Source organism: Candidatus Deianiraea vastatrix, from assembly GCF_007993655.1.
Lineage (GTDB): Bacteria > Pseudomonadota > Alphaproteobacteria > Rickettsiales > Deianiraeaceae > Deianiraea > Deianiraea vastatrix.
Genome location: NZ_CP029077.1, coordinates 910,410 through 930,875, shown reverse-complemented (window position 1 = coordinate 930,875; position 20,466 = coordinate 910,410). Strand labels below are relative to the sequence as shown.

The following is a 20,466-nucleotide window of genomic DNA, read 5'->3' as shown; positions in this document are numbered from 1 at the left end:
AAAAGCTTTTAAATAAGTTTTCATAAAAGCTTTTAAATAAGTTTTCATAAAAGCTTTTAAATAAAGATACAAAGGGAGTATATGAGGAAAAAAATAAAAGTCAAGAAGTGCTTGCAAATTATTTTTTTATTTGTAGTGTGGTTATTGCGAGAGATCGCTATGGCAATATAGTGCGTGGTTTTGAGTATTCTTTTTGGACTAGGGGGCAGAACCCTACACCTCCACCACGAGGGCTGAATTTGGTTTTGTTGCATAGGTCATTTTCAGCTTTCTTGATGGGGGTGAATTAGCTTCGACAGGGAGAGAAAAGGGATTAAGCCTTGCTGGGTTGATGAGATTCCCACCGCTTGCGGTAAAAATTATCAAAGCTATGTAAATGGCAAAAAACTAATTGCTGCTGTTGCCGCTTTTGCTGCGACTATTGCAACTGCGTTTGCGTCTGTTAGAAATAACATCGCATCAAGCTTCGCTCCACGCGTAAGCTACGCTTTTGCTTAAGTCATAAGGCTTAAGACGGCCGTTGTGACAAGCATTGTGCCTTGTCAGATGGCGCGGTGTGAATCACCATAATCTTCAGGGGTTTGCCACTTCTCCTTGCAACAGAAAGAGTGGGTTTTAGGCGAAAATCCTAAGCATCACCTGATAATCTTCAAGGCAGTTTCCACTCTCCATGGAATGAGAAAAAGTGGGATATAGGCGAAAATCCTAAGTGTCATCGGATAATCTTCAAGGCAGTTTCCACTCTCCATGGAATGAGAAAGAGTGGGATATAGGCGAAAATCCTAAGTGTCATCGGATAATCTTCAAGGCAGTTTCCACTCTCCATGGAATGAGAAAGAGTGGGATATAGGCGAAAATCCTAAGTGTCATCGGATAATCTTCAAGGCGGTTCCCACTTCTCCTTGCAACAGAAAGAGTGGGTTTTAGGCGAAAATTACTTTGCGTTAGCGGATAATCTTCAGAGTGGCTGTTATCATAAACAAGTGGATTGATTAAAGGGGTTGTAGGCATTTTTTCGAGGGCTTGTTTGCAAGATAAGATGGGAAAGTGTAGTATTTATGGGGGTATTTTGGTTATTTTTTGAGTATATGGGGGTGCATTTAGGTTGGCAATGATTTTATATAGAAATTGATTATTATAGTTGATGATTTTGATTTTTTAAACAAAGAAAAAACTTGACTTTATTATTTTTTAATCTAGATGTCAAGTGAAGTTAGTTGTTTTTACATGATAGCTGGGAAAATTATTCAGATTATATCGTCTGTTGTTGACATTGAATTTGAGGGTGAATTACCGAAGATTTTAAATGCACTTGAGTGCGAGCATGATGGCAGAAAAGTGATTTTAGAGACTGTTCAGCACATTGGAAATAATGTTGTAAGGGCTATAGCTATGGATACAACTGATGGATTAATTCGTGGGCTTAAGGTAGTGGATAGCGGAAAGCCGATTTGCGTTCCGGTTGGGCAGAAGGTTTTAGGCAGAATACTTGATGTATGCGGCAATCCTGTTGACGGAAGAGGTGATGTAAATTCTGAGGAAAAATGGGAGATTTACAGGTCTGCGCCTGAATTTACAAAGCAAAGCACGAAGGTTGAAATATTTTATACTGGAATTAAGGTAATTGATCTTTTAGCACCCTATATTAAGGGCGGAAAGATTGGATTATTTGGCGGCGCGGGTGTTGGAAAAACCGTGTTAATTACTGAGCTTATTAACAATGTTGCGAAAGCGCACGGAGGGGTATCTGTATTTGCAGGCGTTGGCGAGAGAACAAGAGAGGGTAATGATTTATATCACGAGATGATTGAATCTGGGGTGATTAATGATAAGGATCTTGAGAAATCTAAGGTTGCGCTTGTATATGGGCAGATGAATGAATCACCGGGGGCGCGTGCGAGAGTTGCTATGTCTGGGCTTACGCTTGCGGAGTATTTCCGTGATGTAAAGTCACAGGATGTGTTATTTTTTGTGGACAATATATTTAGATTTACGCAGGCAGGGGCGGAGCTTTCGGCGCTACTTGGAAGAATTCCATCTGCTGTGGGGTATCAATCTACGCTTGCAACTGAAATGGGAGCCTTGCAGGAGAGAATTACCTCGACTGTAAATGGGTCTATTACATCTGTGCAGGCTATTTATGTTCCTGCGGATGATTTGACGGATCCTGCGCCTGCGACATCTTTTGCGCACCTTGATGCAACCACGGTTTTATCGCGTCAGATTGCGGAAATGGGGATATATCCTGCGGTTGACCCGCTTGACTCGACATCTACAGCGCTTGATCCGCACATTGTTGGAAAGCAGCATTATGAAGTTGCAAGAAAGGTACAGGCGATATTGCAAAAATACAAGTCTTTACAGGACATTATTGCGATTTTGGGTATGGACGAGCTATCTGAGGAAGACAAGCTTACAGTATATCGTGCAAGGAAAATACAGAAGTTTTTATCACAGCCGTTTCATGTTGCGGAGGTTTTCACTGGGGTAAAAGGGGTATTTGTTGATATTAAAGAGACAATTCGTGGCTTTAGCGGCATTTGTGATGGCGAGTTTGACGAAATTCCTGAGCAATATTTCTACATGGCAGGCAGCATTGACGAGGTCTTAGCAAGGAATGCAAAGTAGCACCACAATTGAGATTTTTAAAGCACGATACAGTTTAGCTTTGGATATATTTCCTTTGTTTTAATGAAATTAAATTGACATCAACTTTACGAAATTATTTGCTGCAAAGTGGTAATTTAGTGTGATTTATTTTGATTTAAGGATTGACGAGGTCTTGGCAAGGAATGCAAAGTAGCACTACAATTGAGATTTTTAAAGCACGATACAGTTTAGCTTTAGTAGATTTTTTGGTTACAAAGTGTGAATTTAAAGTTTATCTTATATGTTTAAAGACAGTTAAGCTATATGAAGGATTGATGAGGTAGGCATTGAAGATATAGGGGGTGTGATGTATAATTTCGTGGATATTTTTTAGTTTTAGGAAAAAGGAAGAAAAAGCTTGACAATAAATAAAGTATTTTTTGAGTGTTTTAAGATTTGATATAAAAATGTTTGACACTAATTCAATTATTTGGTTTAATGGGAAGCTTGTGCGTGCAAGTGAGGTATCGCTTAGTGTTTTTACGCATGCTGTGCATTATGGAACGGCGATTTTTGAGGGCTGTAGGGCGTATAATGGGAAGATTTTTAAATGCGATGAGCACAGTGCGAGATTGATAAATTCCGGCGTGTTAATTGATGTTCCTGTTGGTTACAGCAAGGAGGAGTTATCAAAGGCTGCATATAGCGTACTTGATGCAAATGGGTTAAGGGACGGGTATGTTAGGCCGTTTGCATGGCGTGGGGATGAAAATCTTGGGATAAAGTCATATGCGAATTCTGTAAATGTAGCGATTTTAGCGTGGAGTTGGCCAAGTTATTTTGGACCTGAAAAGCTTAGCGAGGGTTTGAAATTATCTGCAACGAAATATGTAAGGCCGGATCCAAGAAGCACCCAGACGCAGGCAAAGGCTTCTGGGTTGTATTTTGTTGGCAGTATTATGCAAAACAAGTGCAAGAATGAGGGTTATGACGATGTATTAATGCTTGATTGGAGGGGGTATATTGCAGAGTGTGCGTCGTGCAATGTATTTTTCATTAAGGGTGATGAGATACACACGCCTATTGCGGATTGTTTTTTAAATGGAATTACACGTCAGACTGTAATGGATATTGCAAGGGGGCTTGGGTATCGGGTAATTGAAAGGCACATTATGCCGCAGGAGTTAGGCAGTTTTAGTGAGGCGTTTACGACTGGAACTGCTGTTGAGATTATGCCAATTGGTGAGATTTTTGACAGTTTCAATTATAGCAAAAGGGATGTTACAATGAGGATAAGAGATGAGTATTTAAAGATGGTAAATAGATGAAGTATAGTGATTTTCTTGAACATTTTATTGCATTAAAAAGGGTAATTTTAAGGATATTGTGTTTTTTTTTAGTATGCTTTGGTATTGCGTATTGCAATTACGAAAGCCTGCTGTGTATTTTAACCAAGCCTTTTAGCGATAAGGTAAGCGATATTTCGATGATTTACACTGGGCTGACCGAGGGGTTTTTATTGCGTATTGGGATATGTTTTTCGTGCAGCATTTTTGCAAGCATTCCATTTGGGTTGCAGCAGATATATGGATTTTGCGCAATTGGGCTGAAGAAGAGAGAGAGGGTAATGGCAAAGTATGCGATTATTTCTAGTGTTATGCTATTTTTTATTGGGGCATTAGTTGCATATTATTTTATTATTCCATCTGCGATTGATTTTTTTATAAAGCACTCAAGCACATCTATTATTGCTGCAACGCTTGAGCCGAAGATTGTTGATTACATTGATTTAACGCTATCGATTATGCTTGGATTTGGGATTGCATTTCAGGCGCCGCTTATAATATTTTTTTTACACGCAAGCGGTTTAGTTGATGTAGATGTTATGTGTAGGTACAGAAGGCACATTATTGTTATTGCTTTTATTATTGGGGCGATTTTCACGCCACCTGATGTAATGAGCCAGATTATTTTAGCATGTATTATGATTGGATTAATAGAGGCATCGTTTATTGTATGCAGAGCATTTCGTAGTGCAAGGGGTTGAGTTTAAGGTTTGATTACTAGTGATTAAAACCACATACCAAGGATTATTCCTTGTGCTTTATTACCTTCTTTACTATGGCCGATATATTTTGATGATATTTCGTAGAAAAGACCGAATTGGACGAGGATATTGGAGCCTGCGTCAAAGAGGGTTGATACAAGGATTTGATTTATATCGTTATATTGTATGCCGTTTTGTTGTGGGGTTATGAGTGGATTATTAAAGTCTTTATAGATTTTATTTATTCTAAAGTATTGTATTAGAAGCATTTTAAGGGTATCATCATTAATTTTATAGCCAAGGTCTATTTCTGAGCGTATTTCATTATAATTGAGGTATTTTTGATTTTTACGATATGCGACTTCAAGGTTAATGAAGGAGCCATCGCCGCCTATGATACCTGAGAGCAGTCCGCCGTTACCGCCGCCAAGGCCGAGCATTATTCGAGTTTCGAAGGCATTATTTGGTTTAGTATTTTGAGGGTTATACATATTATGATTACCTGGTATTGCAAGGGTTGCTTGGGTTGAGAGGGCGACATAATCTGTTTTAAGGATATTAATTTTAGTGAAGAGTTCTGTGAAGTCTATTGCTGTTTTTTGGTCATTAGGGTTTTGGGCTGATTCATCGTATATTTGTTTAATACCGCCAAAGGACGTTATACCTATTGATATTCTATTTGTGAGGCCGTGTTCAAGAAATAGTGAAAGGGATGATGCTTTTATATGTGCGGATATATCATTACCGCCGTATCTATTACCGTAGATATTAGAGCGGGTATTCCAGTTTTGGATGATGAGTTGTTGTTTATTTTTACCGACAAGCCAAGCTGCTGCGAGGGAGTTATTGGTGTGTATTATTGCAATTAGAGTTACAAGGATGGGAAGTTTTATGATATTTAGTGATTTATTAGGGGTGATTGAGGTTATGGATTTTATTATTTGAGGCAGTAGCATATTTATGATTTATTAGGATGGATCCAGTCTATTCTAATATTAAAGAGTGCATATTTACCATCGCCGGGGTTATTTTTATTTATGAGGGTTATTTTAGGGGAGACAAGGGTACGGGAAAGAGGGGAGATGGAGGTAAATATTTCATCTTGAAGGTTACGGGGGTGGCCTGGGAGGAACATTTGAGTTTCAAAGTCTTCGTAAAAGAGGTCATGTTTTATGAGGAAGTGTATATGTGGTGCACGGGTACCGTAGTAGCCGGGGGCTATTGTAGTGAATTCATAGTGGCCGAGGTTATCTGTTACAAATGTACCGCTACCTGGGAAGTCTATATCGTATTTTGTATCATCTTCGGTATTTTTAAGAAGATGGTTATAGTAGCCAAAGATATTAGTTTGCCAGATGTATATTCTAGCGTTTTCGATTGGATTATTTAGAAGGTCTGTGACATAGCCTTCTATGAAGAGATATTCACCTTTAGCAAGGAATGGGCTACCTGTTTTACGGCGAAGGTTATTAGTTTTATAGAATTCTTGTGGTTTTGTTGGGGCATCTTGGTCATCTGGGATGGATGGGGTTATGAAGCGGCGATTATAGAGTATTATTTCTGGGGAGTGTTTTGCATATGATATTGGTGCATACAAAAGGAGTATAGCAAGGATGGATATTTTATATGATATTACAGGCATTTTCATAGATTTTATAGTCAATTTTTTTAAGGTCAGAGGTATCGATTTCATCGAGGGTTTTGGTATTATCTGAGTCATCATCTATTTTATCATTTGCAAAGACATATAGTTTTTTAGCATCAAGGATTGGTTTAAGGGATTTACAGCGGGCGACATGGAGGCGGACTGCGATTAAAAGGTTATAGTAGAATTCTCGTGCGATTTGGCGGGCGACATTATCTTGGGCGTTAAGTTCTGCGGTATATTCTGCAAAGAGGTCTATTGGGCTACCGGAGTATTGGGCGGATGACTGAACGATGCCTTGGTATATAGTATATTGTGTTTGTGTATTAGATGGGGCAGGTAGTTGATTATTATTTATTGGTTTTGAGACGGGGTTAATTGGTTTAGAGGATTTATTAAGGACTAGTTTATATGAAAGGATTGCTTGTTTAGTGTATTGCATTATTACGCCTGATGTACTAGCGCCAGATGGCATTTTATTGAATTGTATATCTATATCAACTGAGAGATGTTTATTTGAGGATATACGGGAGTGATTAGCTGTCATATCATAGAAGGTATTAGCGAATATTCTATGGTGATTTTCTTTATATGGGATATTTAGTGTTATTTGGTCTACGATGGATCTAATATCTGAGCTTTCTGTATTGGATGGATTGGATGTCAAAATTGAGCAGGAGGAGATGAGGATTAAGAGTATAAAATACATTTTTTTTGCAAAATTTTATGTTGTTATAACATAAAAAATGTAAAAGTAAAATTTTTTTTTTTGGGAAAAGTATTGATAGATATTGAGATTTTTAAAAAAGTATGATATTTTCTAAAAAAAACACTTGCGAAATATATTTTTTCTTTTATTAATGGGTAATAATTTGTATGTTATTTAATTTTTATTATGCAAACTTTCAAAAAACAAGACTTAATTGATTCTACTGCGAGTGCAACTGGAATGTCAAAAGTTCAATCTAAAATAGTTGTTGACACTATTGTTAGCACTATTATTGAGGCTCTTGAGCGTGGTGATTCTGTTGCGATACAGAATTTTGGTTCATTCAATGTGAAGCAAAGAAATGCAAGAACTGGTGTAAATCCTGCTACAGGACAAAAAATCAAGATTCCTGCAAGAAAAACTGTAACATTCAAGGCAAGCTCTCAGCTTAAAACTGGTGTTAACAATGGTGGCGTGAAGAAAAAAATAAAGAAATAGTTTTATTTTAGCCCAAGGAGATGTCTATTTATTAGGTATTGACTTGGGTTTTTTAGTATTTAGATTATGGCCAAGATGCCGCATTGGCTGATAAAAATGAAGTAGCCAAGGAGATGTCTATTTATTAGGTATTGACTTGGGTTTTTTAGTATTTAGATTATGGCCAAGATGCCGCATTGGCCGCTATATTTAGGGGCAAACAAAGAGAGGGTTGACAGCAGGGAAAAGGTATTAAGGGTACTTAGTGCTTTGCATGATCCACACATGGATTTAAGGAATATTATACACATAACGGGGACGAACGGAAAGGGGTCTACTGCGGGGTATATTAGTGAGATTTTAAAGCAATCTGGATACAAGGTTGGAAGGTACACATCGCCGCATATACATATTTGCAACGAAAGGATTTGCATAAATGACGAGATGATAAGTGACATTGATTTATACGAGATTATTGAGGAGATTAGGGTAATTTGTGAAAGGCAGGGGATTGATTTAACGATTTTTGAGGCAACGACGCTATGTGCGTTTATATATTTTAGAAGAAATGAGTGTGATTTCAATGTAATTGAGGTTGGCATGGGTGGGATGATTGATGCGACGAATGTTTTTGATGAAAACAGGCCGATTTGTTCGATTATAACGCCGATTCACCTTGATCATGTGAAATATCTTGGGGCGAGTATGGAGGAGATTGCGTTTCAAAAGGCGTTTATTATCAAGGGGGATTCGTTATGTATTTGCGCGCATCAAAGCGAGAGTGTTGAAAAGCTTATTGAGCTAAGGTGTGAGGCTGTTGGGTCTAAGGTATATTTTGAGGGAAGGGATTTTAGTGGAAGTTACATTGAGGAAAATGAGGATGAGTGGTTATTTTCGATGCATTTTGAGAAGTATGGCAGGGATATTATGAGAGATATAGTATTACCAAGGCCAAGTTTAGCCGGGTGGCATCAGATAGGAAACGCATCTATTGCAACCATGGCGTGTATTGAGATTAGTGCAAGGCTGGGGATTGAGGTGTAATTATGGGTTAATTTGCAGGAGGGATGTTGTAAAGTCTGAGAGTTCATATGGGTGTGCCGGGTTTGTTTGCAAGCCAAATGGTGCATTTGGCCAAAATGGGTCGTGTGTAAATCTAGCGATTATATGGCAGTGAAGTTGAGGGGTTTTATTACCAAGCATTGAGATATTTAATTGGTCTGGTTTTAGGGTAGTGTTTATAGTTTTGGAAACGAGGTTAATTTCATACCAAAGGAGATTTTGCAAGTTTTGGTCGAGGTCTAGGATATTTTTAGCATTATTTACCATTGGAACAAGAATGACCCATTTTAGGTCTAGGATGGGTTCGACAAGGATTTTACAAAGCTTAAGGTCTTTAACAAATATTTTATTATTAAAGTCTGGATGGAGAATGAAAGACATGCAAGGAGTATATTTTATGGGATATTAGGGGTAAATTTTTTAAAGTAAAGGGTTTAGTGAAAAAGTTTATGTTGAATTATATAATTTATATGTTGTATGATGGGGTGATGTGGTATTAATTATGGCAAAGTTTAGTGTATATATTGTTATATTTTTATTAGGGTTATGCTGCGCGCGGGCAAATGAGATAGTAGCTGTGATAGATGACAAGGTTATTATTACATCTGACGAGATGAAGCAGAATATTAAGATTGCGATATTAATGATGAAGATAATGAATGATAAGAAGGGTATTAGCGGATTAACGAATGAGGCGTTAGAAAAGGAGATTGGCGGTTTAAGAGAAGGGGATATAAAGGGGTTTTTAAATGGGATGGTTGATGACAAGATAGTTTTTTTAGAAAGAAATGAGGAGGCTATGGTTGATCCAAGTAGTTTTATTGATGGATTTGCAAAGAGGCACAAGATAAAGGATATTGATGTATTTTTAAGGGAATATGGCATTAGAAAGACATATTTTGAGGAAAGATTTATAAGGGATATTGTAAAGGATGGGATTGTAGGAAGTATTTGTCATGAGAGAAAGATATATGATGTATCGGAAAGTGAGATTATGGCAAGATTAGGAGAGATGAAGTTAGGAGATGATGAGGAGGCAAAAAAGAGGGCGAGGTATTATATTATTATGACAAGGCGTGGGGAGATTGAGAAAAGTTTCATTAAGGTGCTGAGGAAAAAGCACTATATTGAGATATTAATTTGATGGTTTATCAGGGGTTGTATTTTGGGATGGTTTTTCTATTTGTATATCATATTTTAGAAGGTTTTTATTAGAGAATTTTGGTTTATTTTGTTGATCGATTGGTTTTTGATCAAAGTAGAGGGATGAGACAACATCTGATGAGAAGGTTATTTTAAGAAGGTCTCGGTCAAGTGGTAAGAAGCTTGTGAGGTTACCGTCTGTACCGTTTATTCGTGCGTAGTACCAAGTATTATCATCATGATAGAAGGATGGATGGCCGATATTTTGAATTATTTCTGATTTAGTTGTTTTATTAACTTGTATTTGTGATTGTATTTTTTGGATATTTGGATAGCCTATGAAGCGAACATTCTTTTCGCATGATAAAAGCAGGAGGGTTATTATAGTGTAGTATAAGTATTTCATATTAAAATGGTGTTCTAAGATATTTAGGTGAGATGATTTGATTTTTGTCAAGAGTTTTTTTAAAGTAGGAGGCTGCGGTTATCATTGCTATTGGGGAGGTTTTAGTTGCAATGATTTTATTATCACAGGAGAGATTATTAGATATTGAGTCTTCGAGTATATAGAGGGTATTATTATTTATGTTAAGGTTTTCAAGGGTTGTAAGGGATGGGTTAGAGGTTATAGTATGATTTAGTGGGTTGTATGTTTTTATGAATATTGAGTTTAGGGAGTCTGCTTTAAGTATGACTGATATTGAGTTATATGGAGTTGTATTTGGGTTATTTAGGAGAAAGTGAGAGTATGATATATCGAAGGTATCTATTGAGTGTATTGAAGGGTTTTTATTAAAGGCAAGAAGGCCTGCAAGGTATGAGGAAGCTATTCTAAGGCCTGTGAAGCTACCTGGGCCAAGGTTTATTATGAAGTCTGTGATGTTATGAAGTTTGAGATTTTGGTTAGCAAGGAGGTTATCGATTTCTTGTATTAGAATTTCTGCGTGAGCGTTAATTTTTGAGCTAAGAAATGTATGTATTGAGTTATTATGTTTTAGGGCAAGTGAGAGGTAGGCATTTGCGGTATCTATTGCAAGATGAGTCATTGTAGTAGCGATGCGTAGTGTATTGTGTATGAGGGAAGATAAAAAGCAATGAAAAATTATTGACAATAAGATTTATTTTTTTATAAAGCTAGGGATGGTTTATTAAAAGTATGAAGATGTTTAGTTCAAGAATATTAAGTGAGTGTGGGATAGGGCATGGATTTGTAGGGATGGAGTTTGAAGGTGGAGAGAATATAAATTTTAGCAGGGGAAATGATGTATTAAGGGCGAGAAGTTATGCGTTATTGGAAAACGAGATTGGGATGGAAGTATTGGGGTTAGATCAGGTGCATTCAAGTGATATTTTAGTAGTTGATGATGAGGCAAGGTTTAGTGTAAGTGGCAATGGTTATGATATATCAAGGTTACCAAAGGGTGATGGGATAATATGCACAAAGCGTGGATTTGCTATAGGCATTCAGACTGCGGATTGCGTGCCGGTATTATTTACAGACAAGGGCAAGAGTGTGATAGCTGGGGTGCATAGTGGGTGGCGTGGAACATTTGGTGGAATATCGCAGAAAATGATTGGATGTCTTGAGGATCTTGGGTTTAGGGCTGGGGATTTAGTTGCGGTATTAGGGCCGAGCATTGCACAAAGGGATTATGAGGTTGATGTAGATTTTAGGGAGAAGTTTGTAGGTATGGACAGGGCAAGTGGTGTATTTTTTTACCCATCTGAGGATGGAAAGTACTATTTTGACAACAGTGGATATATTAGAAGCGAGCTTGAGAGATTAGGTGTTGGATTAATTGAGGATATTGGTGTAAATACGTATAGCGAGGGGTCATTATATTCATATCGGGGTGCAAAAAAGGGTGTAAAGGGTGATGGGACGAATGTAAGTTTTATTTGCCTTAAGTAGTTTAGGTTTTGAGTTAGTATTAGTATAGATTTAGGGGCAAAAAAGGCTAATGCTTGACATTTAGCATTTTAGGGTTAGGATTGGTAAAATTTTTAGTGTATGACTGGTGAGCAAATTATTCTTTCATCGTCTGTACCGACGTTTTTCATTATTGTTGGGCTTGCATTTATTTTACCGAAGAAGGGTGAGAAAAGTGATGTGAGAAAGGGTATTTAGTATACCCTGTTATTAGGCAAAACTTGAGCGTAAAAACCACAAATGTTTTTGATGAGCGGCGAGTCTTTCGTTTAGCATATCTACTGTTACATCATCTGATGATTTTTTAACATCTTCGATTTGAAGGATGATATTTTCATGGTCTAGGGCAAGGTTTTTTAGCATATCACTTGGTAAAAGATTTGGATTAATTTCAAGATTTTGCGATATTGATGGCACTTTATCGCCAAGGATGCGTATTCTTTCTGCTATTTCATCGATTGAGTTTGAGATTTCTTCGTATTGTTCTTCAAACATTTTATGAAGGCTGTAGAAGTTAGACCCTTGTACATTCCAGTGGAAGTTTTGAGTTTTCAGTGCAAGATTATGTGTAAGGATAAGGATATTAAGTAGTTTTGGCATATTAATAAAAAAAATTGTTTAAAGATTTAGCTGTGAGTAAATTGGATGGTATATGATTTAAGTTTTGTCTCAAGCCCCCCCGCAGGCACGGGGGATTATGGTTATTTAACTTGTATAGTTTTTTCACCTGCTTTCCAGTTACAAGGGCAAAGTTCATCTGTTTGAAGAGCGTCTAAGATTCTTAGTGCTTCAGATGGTTTTCTACCGACTTTCATATCAGTTACTTCAACGTATCTAATTGTTCCTTCTGGGTCAACAAGGAAGGTTGCTCTTTTTGAAACGCCGCTGTCTCTATCTAAGATGCCAAGAGATGTTGAAAGTTCGCGTTTAACATCTGCAAGCATTGGGATTGGAAGGTCTTTAAGAGCTTCATTATCGCGTCTCCAAGCAAGGTGAACGAATTCATTATCTACACTTGCACCAAGAACTTGGCAGTCTCTATCTGAGAAGTCTTTAGCAAGTTTACCGAATTCTGCAATTTCAGTAGGGCAGACGAATGTGAAGTCTTTTGGCCAAAAGAACACGCAAAGCCATTTACCTTTATAGGTTTCATTTGAGATATCTTGGAATGCTTTTTCCATTGACTCAAGAGAAACTGCTGCTGTTAGTTTAAATTGTGGGAATTTATCACCGATAGTTAACATATATTAAACAAAAAAACTCATTGCTAAGCGCAACTTATTATCGTAATACATGTGTGATTATATAAGTCAAATATATTCTTATTATATTAAAAATAAGTTTTGATTATATTAGCTGTATAGATGTGTTTTAGTTGATATAGACTTATTTGCAATTGCAAGCTGGGCTTTTTTATTTTGCATAGCGGTTTTATTGGAGATTTTGTATTTTGCACAGGATACTTGCATCATCAATAAAGCAACTGCAATGGCGTAGAGTATGTATCCGCAGTATGTTTTGAGTGTATTTTGAATTTGCATAAAGGCATTTATTTTGTGTATTATATCATATATTTAGCGTAATGTCAAGTTTTTTTATGTAAAAATTTATTATTGTATTTAGTTTCTTGATGTGCGTTATGAATTATGTGAGAGAGTATTGTGTTTACTTGGGTTTTTGTAGGATTTTTTGCCGGAAATTTCGCGATTTAATTGCTGCATTAAAGACGTTTATAGTTTTTTGCAATTATTTATAAATATCATCATTTTCTTCAGGTTCTCTGGTATTTTCCGCGCGCCATTTAGCGATTTCTTGATGATTTCCGTCAAGCAAAACACTTGGGACGGATATTTCATTCCAGATTTGCGGTTTTGTGTACTGGGGATATTCAAGTTTACCGTTTAATGCTTTGGAAAAGCTCTCCTCGTCTACTGTTTCGTTATTTTTCAAAAATTTCGGCAAAAGACGAAGGCTTGCTTCAAGTATTACGCACACAGCCACTTCGCCGCCTAGCAAAACGTAGTTGCCAATTGAGATTTCACGGATATTATATTTATCTATTATACGCTCATCAACCGCTTCAAATCTATTGCATATTATGTTAATTTCATCGAGTTTTGCTATTTGTGATGCTGTTTTTTGCGAAAATTGAATTCCACGAGGAGATGTTAGGCAAAGCAGTCTATTTTCAGATGGATTTAGGCTTAAAAACTGCTGTGCATTTGGTATTTTCGCACAAATTGCACTTTCAAGAATATCGGGGCGCATAACAAGACCATTTCCGCCGCCGTAGGTTGTATCGTCGATTTTTTTATGTTTTCCATCGCCAAAGTCGCGAAGATTTACAATTTCAAGAGACCAAACGCCTGTTTCCATCGCATTTTTCAGCAGGGATACAGTGAGATTATTTTGGAAATATTCGGGATATGCAGTGAAAATTCTAACCAACATTTTGCGTGACAAAACTCATGAAGTAATTAATTTTCGGCGATTTTATAAGGGAAAATTCGCTTTTGAGCGGATTGTATTTTAAACCACAAATATCGACATTTTTAAAGTTATTTGCCTCCATTTTTTCATTAACTTGATATGGTGTGAGGAATTTTTCTATACTGTGAGTGCCTTTTGGAACGATATTTAGGATATATTCAGCCGCAAATTTTGCAAGCAAGATCGAGGCAAGATTGCGATTAATAGTTGAGATTATAACGATAGATTTTTCCTTTGCGAATTTTAGATTTTCATGCAAAAATTCACCCAGATTATCAACATGTTCCAAAACTTCCATAATAGTAATTACATCGAATTTTTTATTGCAATTTACTAGATTTGTTGCGTAGTGTATATTGTCAATTTTACCGATATTTGCGTGGTTTTTTGCAGTTTCGACATTACTTTCACTTGCGTCAATTCCAACAACATTATGCCCAAGTTTTGCAAGGGATTCTGAAAGTATTCCACAGCCGCAACCAAGGTCTAAAATATCAAGATTTCCTGCATTATTACTGTATTTTTCGATGATATTTTGTATATATTGAACGCGTATTGGGTTAATTTTATGCAACATCTTCATATCGCCGTTTTCATCCCACCAATTATGGGAATATTGTGAAAATTTCTGCGCTTCCGACATAAAATTCTTGCAAGTTATTTTTAATGTTATTTACTCAAAAAACAAAAATCAAGTGTTTTATGAAAAAGCTTATTATTGGAAACTGGAAAATGAATTGCAGTCGCGAGTTTTTATGCGATTTTGGCGTGAATTTTCGTCCAAATCTTAACAAATTTGATGTTGCAATTTGCGCCCCCTACACATTTTTACAGGATGCAAAGGAAAAAATGCCTGATGGCGTAAGGGTTTTTGCGCAAGATGTTGCAGGTTTTACATCCGGTGCTTACACTGGGCAGATTAGCGCGAAAATGTTGATGGATATTGGTATTTGCGGCACTTTAATAGGTCATAGCGAAACAAGAAAATATTTTCAAGACGAAGAAATTAGCTCAAAAGTGCAGTGCGCAAGCAGCGAGAAAATTGACATAATTTACTGCATTGGAGAAAGCGAAAAAGCTAGGTCTGATGGCGTTTATTTGGAGTTTTTAGAAGCTCAGCTAAAGGCCATAAAAGACATTAATTGTATGATAGCATACGAGCCGATTTGGGCCATCGGCACTGGGAAAGTTGCAGGTATTGCCGATATTTCAGAAGTTTCTAGCTTTATATCATCAAAATTTGGAAAAAAAGTGCTATACGGCGGCTCTGTAAATCTTGAAAACTACGCACAAATACTAGAAATTCCCAGCATTCATGGGCTTTTAATTGGCGGCGTTAGTCTAAAAGTTGATGAAATGAATGAGATTTTAAAATAACGACTACCAGCCTAGCTTTTGAGAAAATCTTCGTTAATTTTGTCTAAAAATATCTTTTGCCTATCATGATTTCATACTAACGGAAAAATACTGAAATCCCCAGCATTTATCGAAGTAAATTAGGCTTTTAAACAAAACATTGCAACACTATGCTTTACAATTTACAAATATAGCTACTTGGCTGAATACCCCAGTATTTATCGGTATAAATCAGATTTTTGCACGCTACTTAGCTTTTCAAAAAATCTTCGTTAATTTCATCTGAAAATATCTTCATTATCAGCGATATATACTCATTATTTTTGTATTTTTCATCTTTTATGATTGATTTTACAAATTTTACCGCCTTTTCCATAACATCAAAATCACGCTGAATACTTGCAATTTTATAGCCCACATCGCCACTTTGAGCCGTTCCAAGAAGACTGCCGGTGCCCCGCATACGCATATCTTCCTTCGCAATTTCGAAGCCATTACTGGTATTTTTCAGTATTTTAAGACGCTCAAGTGATGGATTTTCCGCCTCGCAATTATGCAATAAGATGCAGTACGATTGAAGATTTCCACGCCCAACACGCCCACGAAGCTGATGCAGCTGCGCAAGCCCAAATTTATTTGCATCCTCTACAATAATCACAGTTGCCATCGGGATATTTACACCAACTTCAACGACTGTGGTTGCGATTAAAAGTGCTATATTTCCATGTTGAAAATCGTTAATAATTGCGTTTTTTTCGTCCTCCTTCATTTTGCCATGTAAAACTGCAATTTTCTCAGGATTTATGCGTGTTTTTATATCATTTGCACGCTGAAAAACCCCAGCTTCGCCGTCACTATCGTCAATTAAACTGCATATCCAGTATATTTTCTCGCCACCATCGATCTTTTTTGCAATATGCGATATTAAATCTTCATATCTTGCCATAGACATTATACTTGTCTGAATTTCCTTTTGGAATGAGGGTTTTTCGACAATTTGCAGCACATCTATATCACCATACATTCCCATTGCAAGAGTTCGCGGAATTGGCGTTGCAGACATCATAATTATATCGACTGCATCTTGCTTTTTCACCATTTTCATTCTCTGTTTCACACCAAATCTATGCTGTTCGTCAATAATAATAAGCCCGATTTTCTCTGATTCCAGCTCATCATTTAACAATGAATGCGTTCCAAAAAGCACATCAATTTCACCGTTTTTAAAATTTGCAACAATCTTTTTTCGCCGTGCAGCGGTAATTTTACTAGTTAGAATCTCGCTTTTTACACCAGTTCCAAGAAAAAGTTTTTCCGCAAGTTGAAAATGCTGCATAGCAAGTATTGTAGTTGGAGCCAAAAACATAGCTTGCATCGAGGTTTTTACCACATTCAAGCACGAAAGCAGGGCAACTATTGTTTTTCCAGAGCCAACATCACCCTGTATCAATTTAAAGATTTTCTCAATACCCAATTGACTTTTTTCAATATTTTCAAACACAGATTTTTGATCGCAGGTTAATGGGTATGCAAAATTTTCAAGCAAAATCTCCTGTTCTTTCCTTGCTTTTTTATAGGAAAATCCACGATTTTTATGGTCTTTTTTACGAAGATATTGTATAGTAAAAATTGAAGCGGAAAATTCGGCGAAAGCAAGGGTTTTAATGCTATTTAATAGGTTTTTTTCATTATCGGGAAAGTGAATTTTCTCCAAAACGGTAATTAAATCGACATTTTCCAAATTTTCATTTAAAACATTAATTTTTTCCGAAAGCGAGTTTTTAGCAATATCTATCGCAATTTTTATAATATTTTTTACATCATTTTGCGCAACTTTATCAACCAAGCTATATTTTGGCAAGATTGCGAAATTCTCAGCTTCTATCAAGGTATTTTCATCAAAAGATTCACTAGTTCCAAGCAAACTTGGATGTGAAAACACATAATTTCCTCGATAGAAAGTGAGTTTTCCGCGAACACGAACTATTTTATCGCTTACAAATTTATCCAAATACGTTTGATTATATTTAAAAAAATTCAGCAATACCTTAGTATGATTTTGCGTCAAACATGCGATGGAATATACAGTTTTCCGCCCACCTTTTAGATAAATTGGCTTTATATGTTTCACAACTTTCAGCAAAATTGTAACATCCGAACCAATAAAAGCATCGGAAACATCGACGCAGTCTTGGAATTTCACGTATTTTACAGGCACATAAAGCAGCAAATCAATTAATCTTGGCAAATTTTGATTAAACAGCAATTTAATTTTTCCAAGCTGTGATTTTGTAAACTGACCTTCAAATTTCGCAGTATTTATGTAGAAAATTTCATGCATAAAAATATACTTGACTTTTAAAAAATTACCCTTTTTTCTATCCTAGAACTTTATTTTTTCAATGTCAACAAGAAATACTATTGAGGACTGTATAAAAGTAGTAGAAAACCGTTTTGAGCTTGTATTACTTGCATCTTGCAGGGCTCGTGAGCTTTTTTCTGGTGCTGAAGCAAAGATAGAAGGCGAAAATGCCGCTGAAAGTGAGATGTTGACATCTTTACAGGAGATAGCGGAAAATGCGATAGATATTGATATTTTGCGTGCAAGACTTGCAAGCGGAGAGGGAAGGGGTGAAAGCTCTATGGCAGGGCTTGGTTCTGGAATTCCTGAGTTTTTTGCTGAGATTAGCGACAATGATGAGGAGATTTCAAAAAATGACAAGCATAATGCAAAGATAATAGATGCTGGTGTATTTGACAAGGTGTTTAGTGGGCAGGATATAACCTCTGAGGAGTAATTTATCAATTAAATTGTTACATATTTTACCTAGTCAGATTAATTTTGTTTAGTGAATATTTGATTAATTTATGCAAAACGGAAATTTAGATGAGATGGATTTTCAAGTTACAGATTATTCTATTAAAAATCTTAATGAAAATATAATTAACGCATTATTAAAACAAGCAAAAATAAATCCAGAAAAGACTATACAAGAATATAAATTTTTACTAAATAAACGCAAGGTAGATATTATTGAAAATGCGAAGAAAAGTATAAAAGATATTAAAGATTATAATGAAATTGAGGATATATTACGATACGCAGTAGAAAATAAAAAATATAATTTAGCAAATGAGATTAAAGATTATTATTTAGATATAATCAGTCTTCGTACATTATTAAAACAAGCAAAAATAAATCCAGAAAAGGCTGCAGAGGGGGCTAAAGTTTTGCTAAATCAAGGCAGCCAAGAAGCCATTGGAAATGCGCAAAATGTGTGTGATAATATTGACAAAATCGGCATTGATGTAGTCAGAAAATCTGCTATACTCGATTTTAAAAAAGCCTTCTCAGGTTATAAAAATAGCGCAAAAACAGACAATGACAAGAATCGCTTTATATTTAATTTAGGTTGTATAATTGATGATTTAAATCTATCTTTTGCAAAGATTAAGATGCCTCGAAAGAGTTGGAATAATATTAAAAATTATGAAAAATGGAGGAGCGAATTAAGCAAGCAAGCTATTAGGGATCTTGAAAATATTTTTACACAATATCAAACTGGTGAAATGTCGCAAAGGGGGTTTATTAGTTTAGCAAGTGGGATTATTAGTAATTTTATAACTTGTATAAGCAGTAATGAGAAATTAAAAGAGATGTGCAATGAAGATGGAAAGAGGATGCAGCCAAGAAGCGTGATGATTACAAAGCATATTAAGGGCAATGGTTTAGGTTTAAATGTAAATTTAAAGAAACCGTCAAGAGAAATAAGTGAAGTGGGTAAAAGATCGTCTTCAGATCAAGAAAAAAGCAAAGCAAAGCGTGAATTAATCAAAGTAAAGGCCAAAGGAAGTGGTGGAGTAGTTGATTTTGGGAGCAAAGAGGTGAGTCAAATAAGGTCGTTATAGGTTTGTTATGAGGTTTATACTTGGTTCGTCATCTGAAAGCAGGAAAATGATGTTTCAAAGGATAAGCGATATAGAGCTGGAGATTATATCGCCCGAGATTAATGAGGATGTTTTAAAGGGCGAAAAGCCAAGGAGCTATGCAATTCGCATGGCAAATGAGAAATTAGATGCTGTGATGAAAAAGGTAAGCAGTGAAGGTTTTAATGGAGATTTTTGCATTATTTGCTGCGACACTGTTTGCGCGCGCGGAAGGATCATTCTACCCAAGGCTGAAAACAACGATGATGTGCGTTATTGTATGCAGATTTTATCTGGCAGAAAACACGATGTATTTACGGCTGTATCTGTATATATTTCATCGAAAAAAAAGAAGATTAGAAAGATTTCGCACACAAAAGTAAAGTTTAAGCGTTTAATGGACAAAGACATAGCGGATATGGTGCGATCTGGTGATGGAGTTGGCAAAGCCGGTGGGTATGGAATAAACGGCTTTGCAGAGAGCTTTATCATCAGCATTAACGGGTCATATTCTGGAATTGTTGGCTTTCCATTATATATTATTCGTGGTATTTTAACATATATTGAGAATATTAGGAGAAAATAGTGATTTATCGCATATTTTGGTTATTTCCATTCCCATTTTGCTGCTGTCCGCCGTTATTATTTTGATTCCCATTTTGCTGGTGCTGATTTCCATTTTGTTGATTTTGTAGATAATTTACCCAGTTATTAAGCTGTTCTTGCGCTGGTGCTGGAGCATTATTTTGGTTATTTCCATTACCATTTTGCTGATTTGCCTGATTTTCTTGATGCACGGCGTTTGCTTGTTGTATGAAGTTTTGTATTTCATTTATATTTATCCATCCATCGTTATTATTGACCAATTGTTCATCTTGCTGTGGCGGTTGATTTTGTGCAATAAATGCCAACAATGCCTCGAGGTTATTAAATTGAAATTGATTATGATTATTGTGGTTATGGTTATCTTGATTATTGTTATTGTTCATAATAGTAAAAAAATTTAACCATTATAGCATATTTTTTATCAAATGTCAACTATTATTTTATTTTCGAGAAAAAGCTTGAAAATTATATGTCTTTAGAGTAAG

24 protein-coding genes and 1 other RNA gene are annotated in these 20,466 nt (G+C 36.1%); 12 read left to right on the top strand and 13 right to left on the bottom strand.

Annotated elements, in window-relative coordinates; genetic code table 11:
- The first annotated feature begins 107 nt into the window (after positions 1-107).
- The 4 genes from ssrA to tatC all read left to right on the top strand — a co-directional run bounded on the left by ssrA (position 108) and on the right by tatC (position 4,636).
- Positions 108-471: a transfer-messenger RNA gene (gene ssrA / locus deia_RS04455) on the top strand.
- A gap of 756 nt (positions 472-1,227) precedes the next feature.
- Entirely contained in the window at positions 1,228-2,628 is a 1,401-nt protein-coding gene (atpD, locus tag deia_RS04450) for a F0F1 ATP synthase subunit beta (RefSeq protein ID WP_146821508.1), read from the top strand.
- 428 nt (positions 2,629-3,056) lie between these two features.
- Positions 3,057-3,917 carry a branched-chain amino acid transaminase gene (locus deia_RS04445; RefSeq protein ID WP_146820967.1) on the top strand — a complete coding sequence of 287 codons (861 nt, stop codon included), beginning with the start codon at positions 3,057-3,059 and terminating at the stop codon, positions 3,915-3,917.
- Entirely contained in the window at positions 3,914-4,636 is a 723-nt protein-coding gene (tatC, locus tag deia_RS04440; RefSeq protein WP_146820966.1) for a twin-arginine translocase subunit TatC, read from the top strand. The genes deia_RS04445 and tatC overlap by 4 nt, the downstream gene beginning before the upstream one ends.
- Positions 4,637-4,659: 23 nt before the next feature.
- On the opposite strand, the gene deia_RS04435 is transcribed toward tatC, so the two are convergent.
- The 3 genes from deia_RS04435 to deia_RS04425 are packed head-to-tail and all read right to left on the bottom strand — an operon-like array spanning position 4,660 to position 6,990.
- Positions 4,660-5,592, bottom strand: coding sequence for a hypothetical protein (locus deia_RS04435; protein ID WP_146820964.1), 933 nt, complete (start codon positions 5,590-5,592; stop codon positions 4,660-4,662).
- 2 nt (positions 5,593-5,594) lie between these two features.
- On the bottom strand, positions 5,595-6,284 hold the full coding sequence (locus deia_RS04430; protein ID WP_161982865.1) for a dioxygenase family protein: 690 nt from the start codon (positions 6,282-6,284) through the stop codon (positions 5,595-5,597).
- Positions 6,259-6,990, bottom strand: coding sequence for a hypothetical protein (locus deia_RS04425; RefSeq protein WP_146820960.1), 732 nt, complete (start codon positions 6,988-6,990; stop codon positions 6,259-6,261). The genes deia_RS04430 and deia_RS04425 overlap by 26 nt, the downstream gene beginning before the upstream one ends.
- Before the next feature lie 186 nt (positions 6,991-7,176).
- Between deia_RS04425 and deia_RS04420 the strand changes: the two genes are divergently transcribed.
- Together deia_RS04420 and deia_RS04415 are read left to right on the top strand one after the other, a co-directional pair.
- A complete protein-coding gene (locus deia_RS04420) occupies positions 7,177-7,488 on the top strand; it encodes an HU family DNA-binding protein (RefSeq protein ID WP_146820958.1) in 312 nt (103 codons plus the stop codon).
- Positions 7,489-7,647: 159 nt separating this feature from the next.
- The gene (locus tag deia_RS04415) at positions 7,648-8,511 is read left to right on the top strand and encodes a bifunctional folylpolyglutamate synthase/dihydrofolate synthase (RefSeq protein ID WP_146820956.1); all 864 of its coding nucleotides are present in this window, start codon (positions 7,648-7,650) and stop codon (positions 8,509-8,511) included.
- Here the strand turns inward: deia_RS04415 and deia_RS04410 are convergent, their stop codons facing one another.
- Positions 8,512-8,910, bottom strand: a complete 399-nt coding sequence (locus deia_RS04410) for an HIT domain-containing protein (protein WP_146820954.1) — start codon at positions 8,908-8,910, stop codon at positions 8,512-8,514.
- A 121-nt stretch (positions 8,911-9,031) separates the two neighbouring features.
- Here deia_RS04410 and deia_RS04405 point away from each other — a divergent pair, with 121 nt between their 5' ends.
- A complete protein-coding gene (locus deia_RS04405; protein WP_146820952.1) occupies positions 9,032-9,673 on the top strand; it encodes a hypothetical protein in 642 nt (213 codons plus the stop codon).
- On the opposite strand, the gene deia_RS04400 is transcribed toward deia_RS04405, so the two are convergent.
- Positions 9,665-10,078, bottom strand: coding sequence for a hypothetical protein (locus deia_RS04400; protein ID WP_146820950.1), 414 nt, complete (start codon positions 10,076-10,078; stop codon positions 9,665-9,667). The genes deia_RS04405 and deia_RS04400 overlap by 9 nt on opposite strands.
- Before the next feature lies 1 nt (position 10,079).
- Entirely contained in the window at positions 10,080-10,718 is a 639-nt protein-coding gene (tsaB, locus tag deia_RS04395) for a tRNA (adenosine(37)-N6)-threonylcarbamoyltransferase complex dimerization subunit type 1 TsaB (protein WP_146820948.1), read from the bottom strand.
- A 110-nt stretch (positions 10,719-10,828) separates the two neighbouring features.
- Here tsaB and pgeF point away from each other — a divergent pair, with 110 nt between their 5' ends.
- A complete protein-coding gene (pgeF, locus tag deia_RS04390; RefSeq protein WP_146820946.1) occupies positions 10,829-11,584 on the top strand; it encodes a peptidoglycan editing factor PgeF in 756 nt (251 codons plus the stop codon).
- Positions 11,585-11,812: 228 nt separating this feature from the next.
- Here pgeF and deia_RS04385 read toward each other — a convergent pair whose 3' ends face one another.
- The 5 genes from deia_RS04385 to ubiG form a co-directional block, all read right to left on the bottom strand.
- Complete coding sequence (locus tag deia_RS04385) at positions 11,813-12,202, bottom strand: Dps family protein (protein ID WP_146820944.1); 390 nt, start codon at positions 12,200-12,202, stop codon at positions 11,813-11,815.
- Between the two features lie 101 nt (positions 12,203-12,303).
- Positions 12,304-12,846 carry a peroxiredoxin gene (locus tag deia_RS04380; RefSeq protein WP_146820942.1) on the bottom strand — a complete coding sequence of 181 codons (543 nt, stop codon included), beginning with the start codon at positions 12,844-12,846 and terminating at the stop codon, positions 12,304-12,306.
- 108 nt (positions 12,847-12,954) lie between these two features.
- A complete protein-coding gene (locus tag deia_RS04375) occupies positions 12,955-13,143 on the bottom strand; it encodes a hypothetical protein (protein ID WP_146820940.1) in 189 nt (62 codons plus the stop codon).
- A gap of 205 nt (positions 13,144-13,348) precedes the next feature.
- On the bottom strand, positions 13,349-14,053 hold the full coding sequence (gene trmD / locus deia_RS04370) for a tRNA (guanosine(37)-N1)-methyltransferase TrmD (protein ID WP_146820938.1): 705 nt from the start codon (positions 14,051-14,053) through the stop codon (positions 13,349-13,351).
- On the bottom strand, positions 14,043-14,735 hold the full coding sequence (gene ubiG / locus deia_RS04365; protein ID WP_146820937.1) for a bifunctional 2-polyprenyl-6-hydroxyphenol methylase/3-demethylubiquinol 3-O-methyltransferase UbiG: 693 nt from the start codon (positions 14,733-14,735) through the stop codon (positions 14,043-14,045). The genes trmD and ubiG overlap by 11 nt, the downstream gene beginning before the upstream one ends.
- A gap of 59 nt (positions 14,736-14,794) precedes the next feature.
- Between ubiG and tpiA the strand changes: the two genes are divergently transcribed.
- On the top strand, positions 14,795-15,469 hold the full coding sequence (tpiA, locus tag deia_RS04360; protein ID WP_161982864.1) for a triose-phosphate isomerase: 675 nt from the start codon (positions 14,795-14,797) through the stop codon (positions 15,467-15,469).
- 229 nt (positions 15,470-15,698) lie between these two features.
- On the opposite strand, the gene deia_RS04355 is transcribed toward tpiA, so the two are convergent.
- Positions 15,699-17,789, bottom strand: a complete 2,091-nt coding sequence (locus deia_RS04355) for an ATP-dependent DNA helicase RecG (RefSeq protein ID WP_146820935.1) — start codon at positions 17,787-17,789, stop codon at positions 15,699-15,701.
- Between the two features lie 61 nt (positions 17,790-17,850).
- On the opposite strand from deia_RS04355, the gene rpoZ reads away from it, so the two are divergent.
- The 3 genes from rpoZ (at position 17,851) to deia_RS04340 (ending at position 19,961) form a co-directional block, all read left to right on the top strand.
- Complete coding sequence (gene rpoZ, locus deia_RS04350; RefSeq protein ID WP_146820934.1) at positions 17,851-18,246, top strand: DNA-directed RNA polymerase subunit omega; 396 nt, start codon at positions 17,851-17,853, stop codon at positions 18,244-18,246.
- Between the two features lie 70 nt (positions 18,247-18,316).
- Positions 18,317-19,357, top strand: coding sequence for a hypothetical protein (locus tag deia_RS04345; RefSeq protein ID WP_146820933.1), 1,041 nt, complete (start codon positions 18,317-18,319; stop codon positions 19,355-19,357).
- Between the two features lie 7 nt (positions 19,358-19,364).
- Positions 19,365-19,961 carry a Maf family protein gene (locus deia_RS04340; protein ID WP_146820932.1) on the top strand — a complete coding sequence of 199 codons (597 nt, stop codon included), beginning with the start codon at positions 19,365-19,367 and terminating at the stop codon, positions 19,959-19,961.
- 4 nt (positions 19,962-19,965) lie between these two features.
- On the opposite strand, the gene deia_RS04335 is transcribed toward deia_RS04340, so the two are convergent.
- Positions 19,966-20,364: a hypothetical protein gene (locus tag deia_RS04335; RefSeq protein WP_146820931.1), complete on the bottom strand. Its 399-nt coding sequence runs from the start codon at positions 20,362-20,364 to the stop codon at positions 19,966-19,968.
- Positions 20,365-20,466: the final 102 nt, after the last annotated feature.

What these genes read in the sequence shown, in the direction of transcription:
- deia_RS04420 (WP_146820958.1), top strand. Translation starts at nt 7,177, where the DNA reads ATGCAAACTTTCAAAAAACAAGACTTAATTGATTCTACTGCGAGTGCA.
- deia_RS04430 (WP_161982865.1), bottom strand. Translation starts at nt 6,284, where the DNA reads ATGAAAATGCCTGTAATATCATATAAAATATCCATCCTTGCTATACTC.
- rpoZ (WP_146820934.1), top strand. Translation starts at nt 17,851, where the DNA reads ATGTCAACAAGAAATACTATTGAGGACTGTATAAAAGTAGTAGAAAAC.
- tsaB (WP_146820948.1), bottom strand. Translation starts at nt 10,718, where the DNA reads ATGACTCATCTTGCAATAGATACCGCAAATGCCTACCTCTCACTTGCC.
- deia_RS04435 (WP_146820964.1), bottom strand. Translation starts at nt 5,592, where the DNA reads ATGCTACTGCCTCAAATAATAAAATCCATAACCTCAATCACCCCTAAT.
- deia_RS04355 (WP_146820935.1), bottom strand. Translation starts at nt 17,789, where the DNA reads ATGCATGAAATTTTCTACATAAATACTGCGAAATTTGAAGGTCAGTTT.
- deia_RS04335 (WP_146820931.1), bottom strand. Translation starts at nt 20,364, where the DNA reads ATGAACAATAACAATAATCAAGATAACCATAACCACAATAATCATAAT.
- deia_RS04400 (WP_146820950.1), bottom strand. Translation starts at nt 10,078, where the DNA reads ATGAAATACTTATACTACACTATAATAACCCTCCTGCTTTTATCATGC.
- deia_RS04345 (WP_146820933.1), top strand. Translation starts at nt 18,317, where the DNA reads ATGCAAAACGGAAATTTAGATGAGATGGATTTTCAAGTTACAGATTAT.
- trmD (WP_146820938.1), bottom strand. Translation starts at nt 14,053, where the DNA reads ATGTTGGTTAGAATTTTCACTGCATATCCCGAATATTTCCAAAATAAT.
- tatC (WP_146820966.1), top strand. Translation starts at nt 3,914, where the DNA reads ATGAAGTATAGTGATTTTCTTGAACATTTTATTGCATTAAAAAGGGTA.
- deia_RS04380 (WP_146820942.1), bottom strand. Translation starts at nt 12,846, where the DNA reads ATGTTAACTATCGGTGATAAATTCCCACAATTTAAACTAACAGCAGCA.
- atpD (WP_146821508.1), top strand. Translation starts at nt 1,228, where the DNA reads ATGATAGCTGGGAAAATTATTCAGATTATATCGTCTGTTGTTGACATT.
- deia_RS04385 (WP_146820944.1), bottom strand. Translation starts at nt 12,202, where the DNA reads ATGCCAAAACTACTTAATATCCTTATCCTTACACATAATCTTGCACTG.
- pgeF (WP_146820946.1), top strand. Translation starts at nt 10,829, where the DNA reads ATGAAGATGTTTAGTTCAAGAATATTAAGTGAGTGTGGGATAGGGCAT.
- deia_RS04375 (WP_146820940.1), bottom strand. Translation starts at nt 13,143, where the DNA reads ATGCAAATTCAAAATACACTCAAAACATACTGCGGATACATACTCTAC.
- deia_RS04425 (WP_146820960.1), bottom strand. Translation starts at nt 6,990, where the DNA reads ATGTATTTTATACTCTTAATCCTCATCTCCTCCTGCTCAATTTTGACA.
- deia_RS04415 (WP_146820956.1), top strand. Translation starts at nt 7,648, where the DNA reads ATGGCCAAGATGCCGCATTGGCCGCTATATTTAGGGGCAAACAAAGAG.
- deia_RS04340 (WP_146820932.1), top strand. Translation starts at nt 19,365, where the DNA reads ATGAGGTTTATACTTGGTTCGTCATCTGAAAGCAGGAAAATGATGTTT.
- deia_RS04405 (WP_146820952.1), top strand. Translation starts at nt 9,032, where the DNA reads ATGGCAAAGTTTAGTGTATATATTGTTATATTTTTATTAGGGTTATGC.
- ubiG (WP_146820937.1), bottom strand. Translation starts at nt 14,735, where the DNA reads ATGTCGGAAGCGCAGAAATTTTCACAATATTCCCATAATTGGTGGGAT.
- tpiA (WP_161982864.1), top strand. Translation starts at nt 14,795, where the DNA reads ATGAAAAAGCTTATTATTGGAAACTGGAAAATGAATTGCAGTCGCGAG.
- deia_RS04445 (WP_146820967.1), top strand. Translation starts at nt 3,057, where the DNA reads ATGTTTGACACTAATTCAATTATTTGGTTTAATGGGAAGCTTGTGCGT.
- deia_RS04410 (WP_146820954.1), bottom strand. Translation starts at nt 8,910, where the DNA reads ATGTCTTTCATTCTCCATCCAGACTTTAATAATAAAATATTTGTTAAA.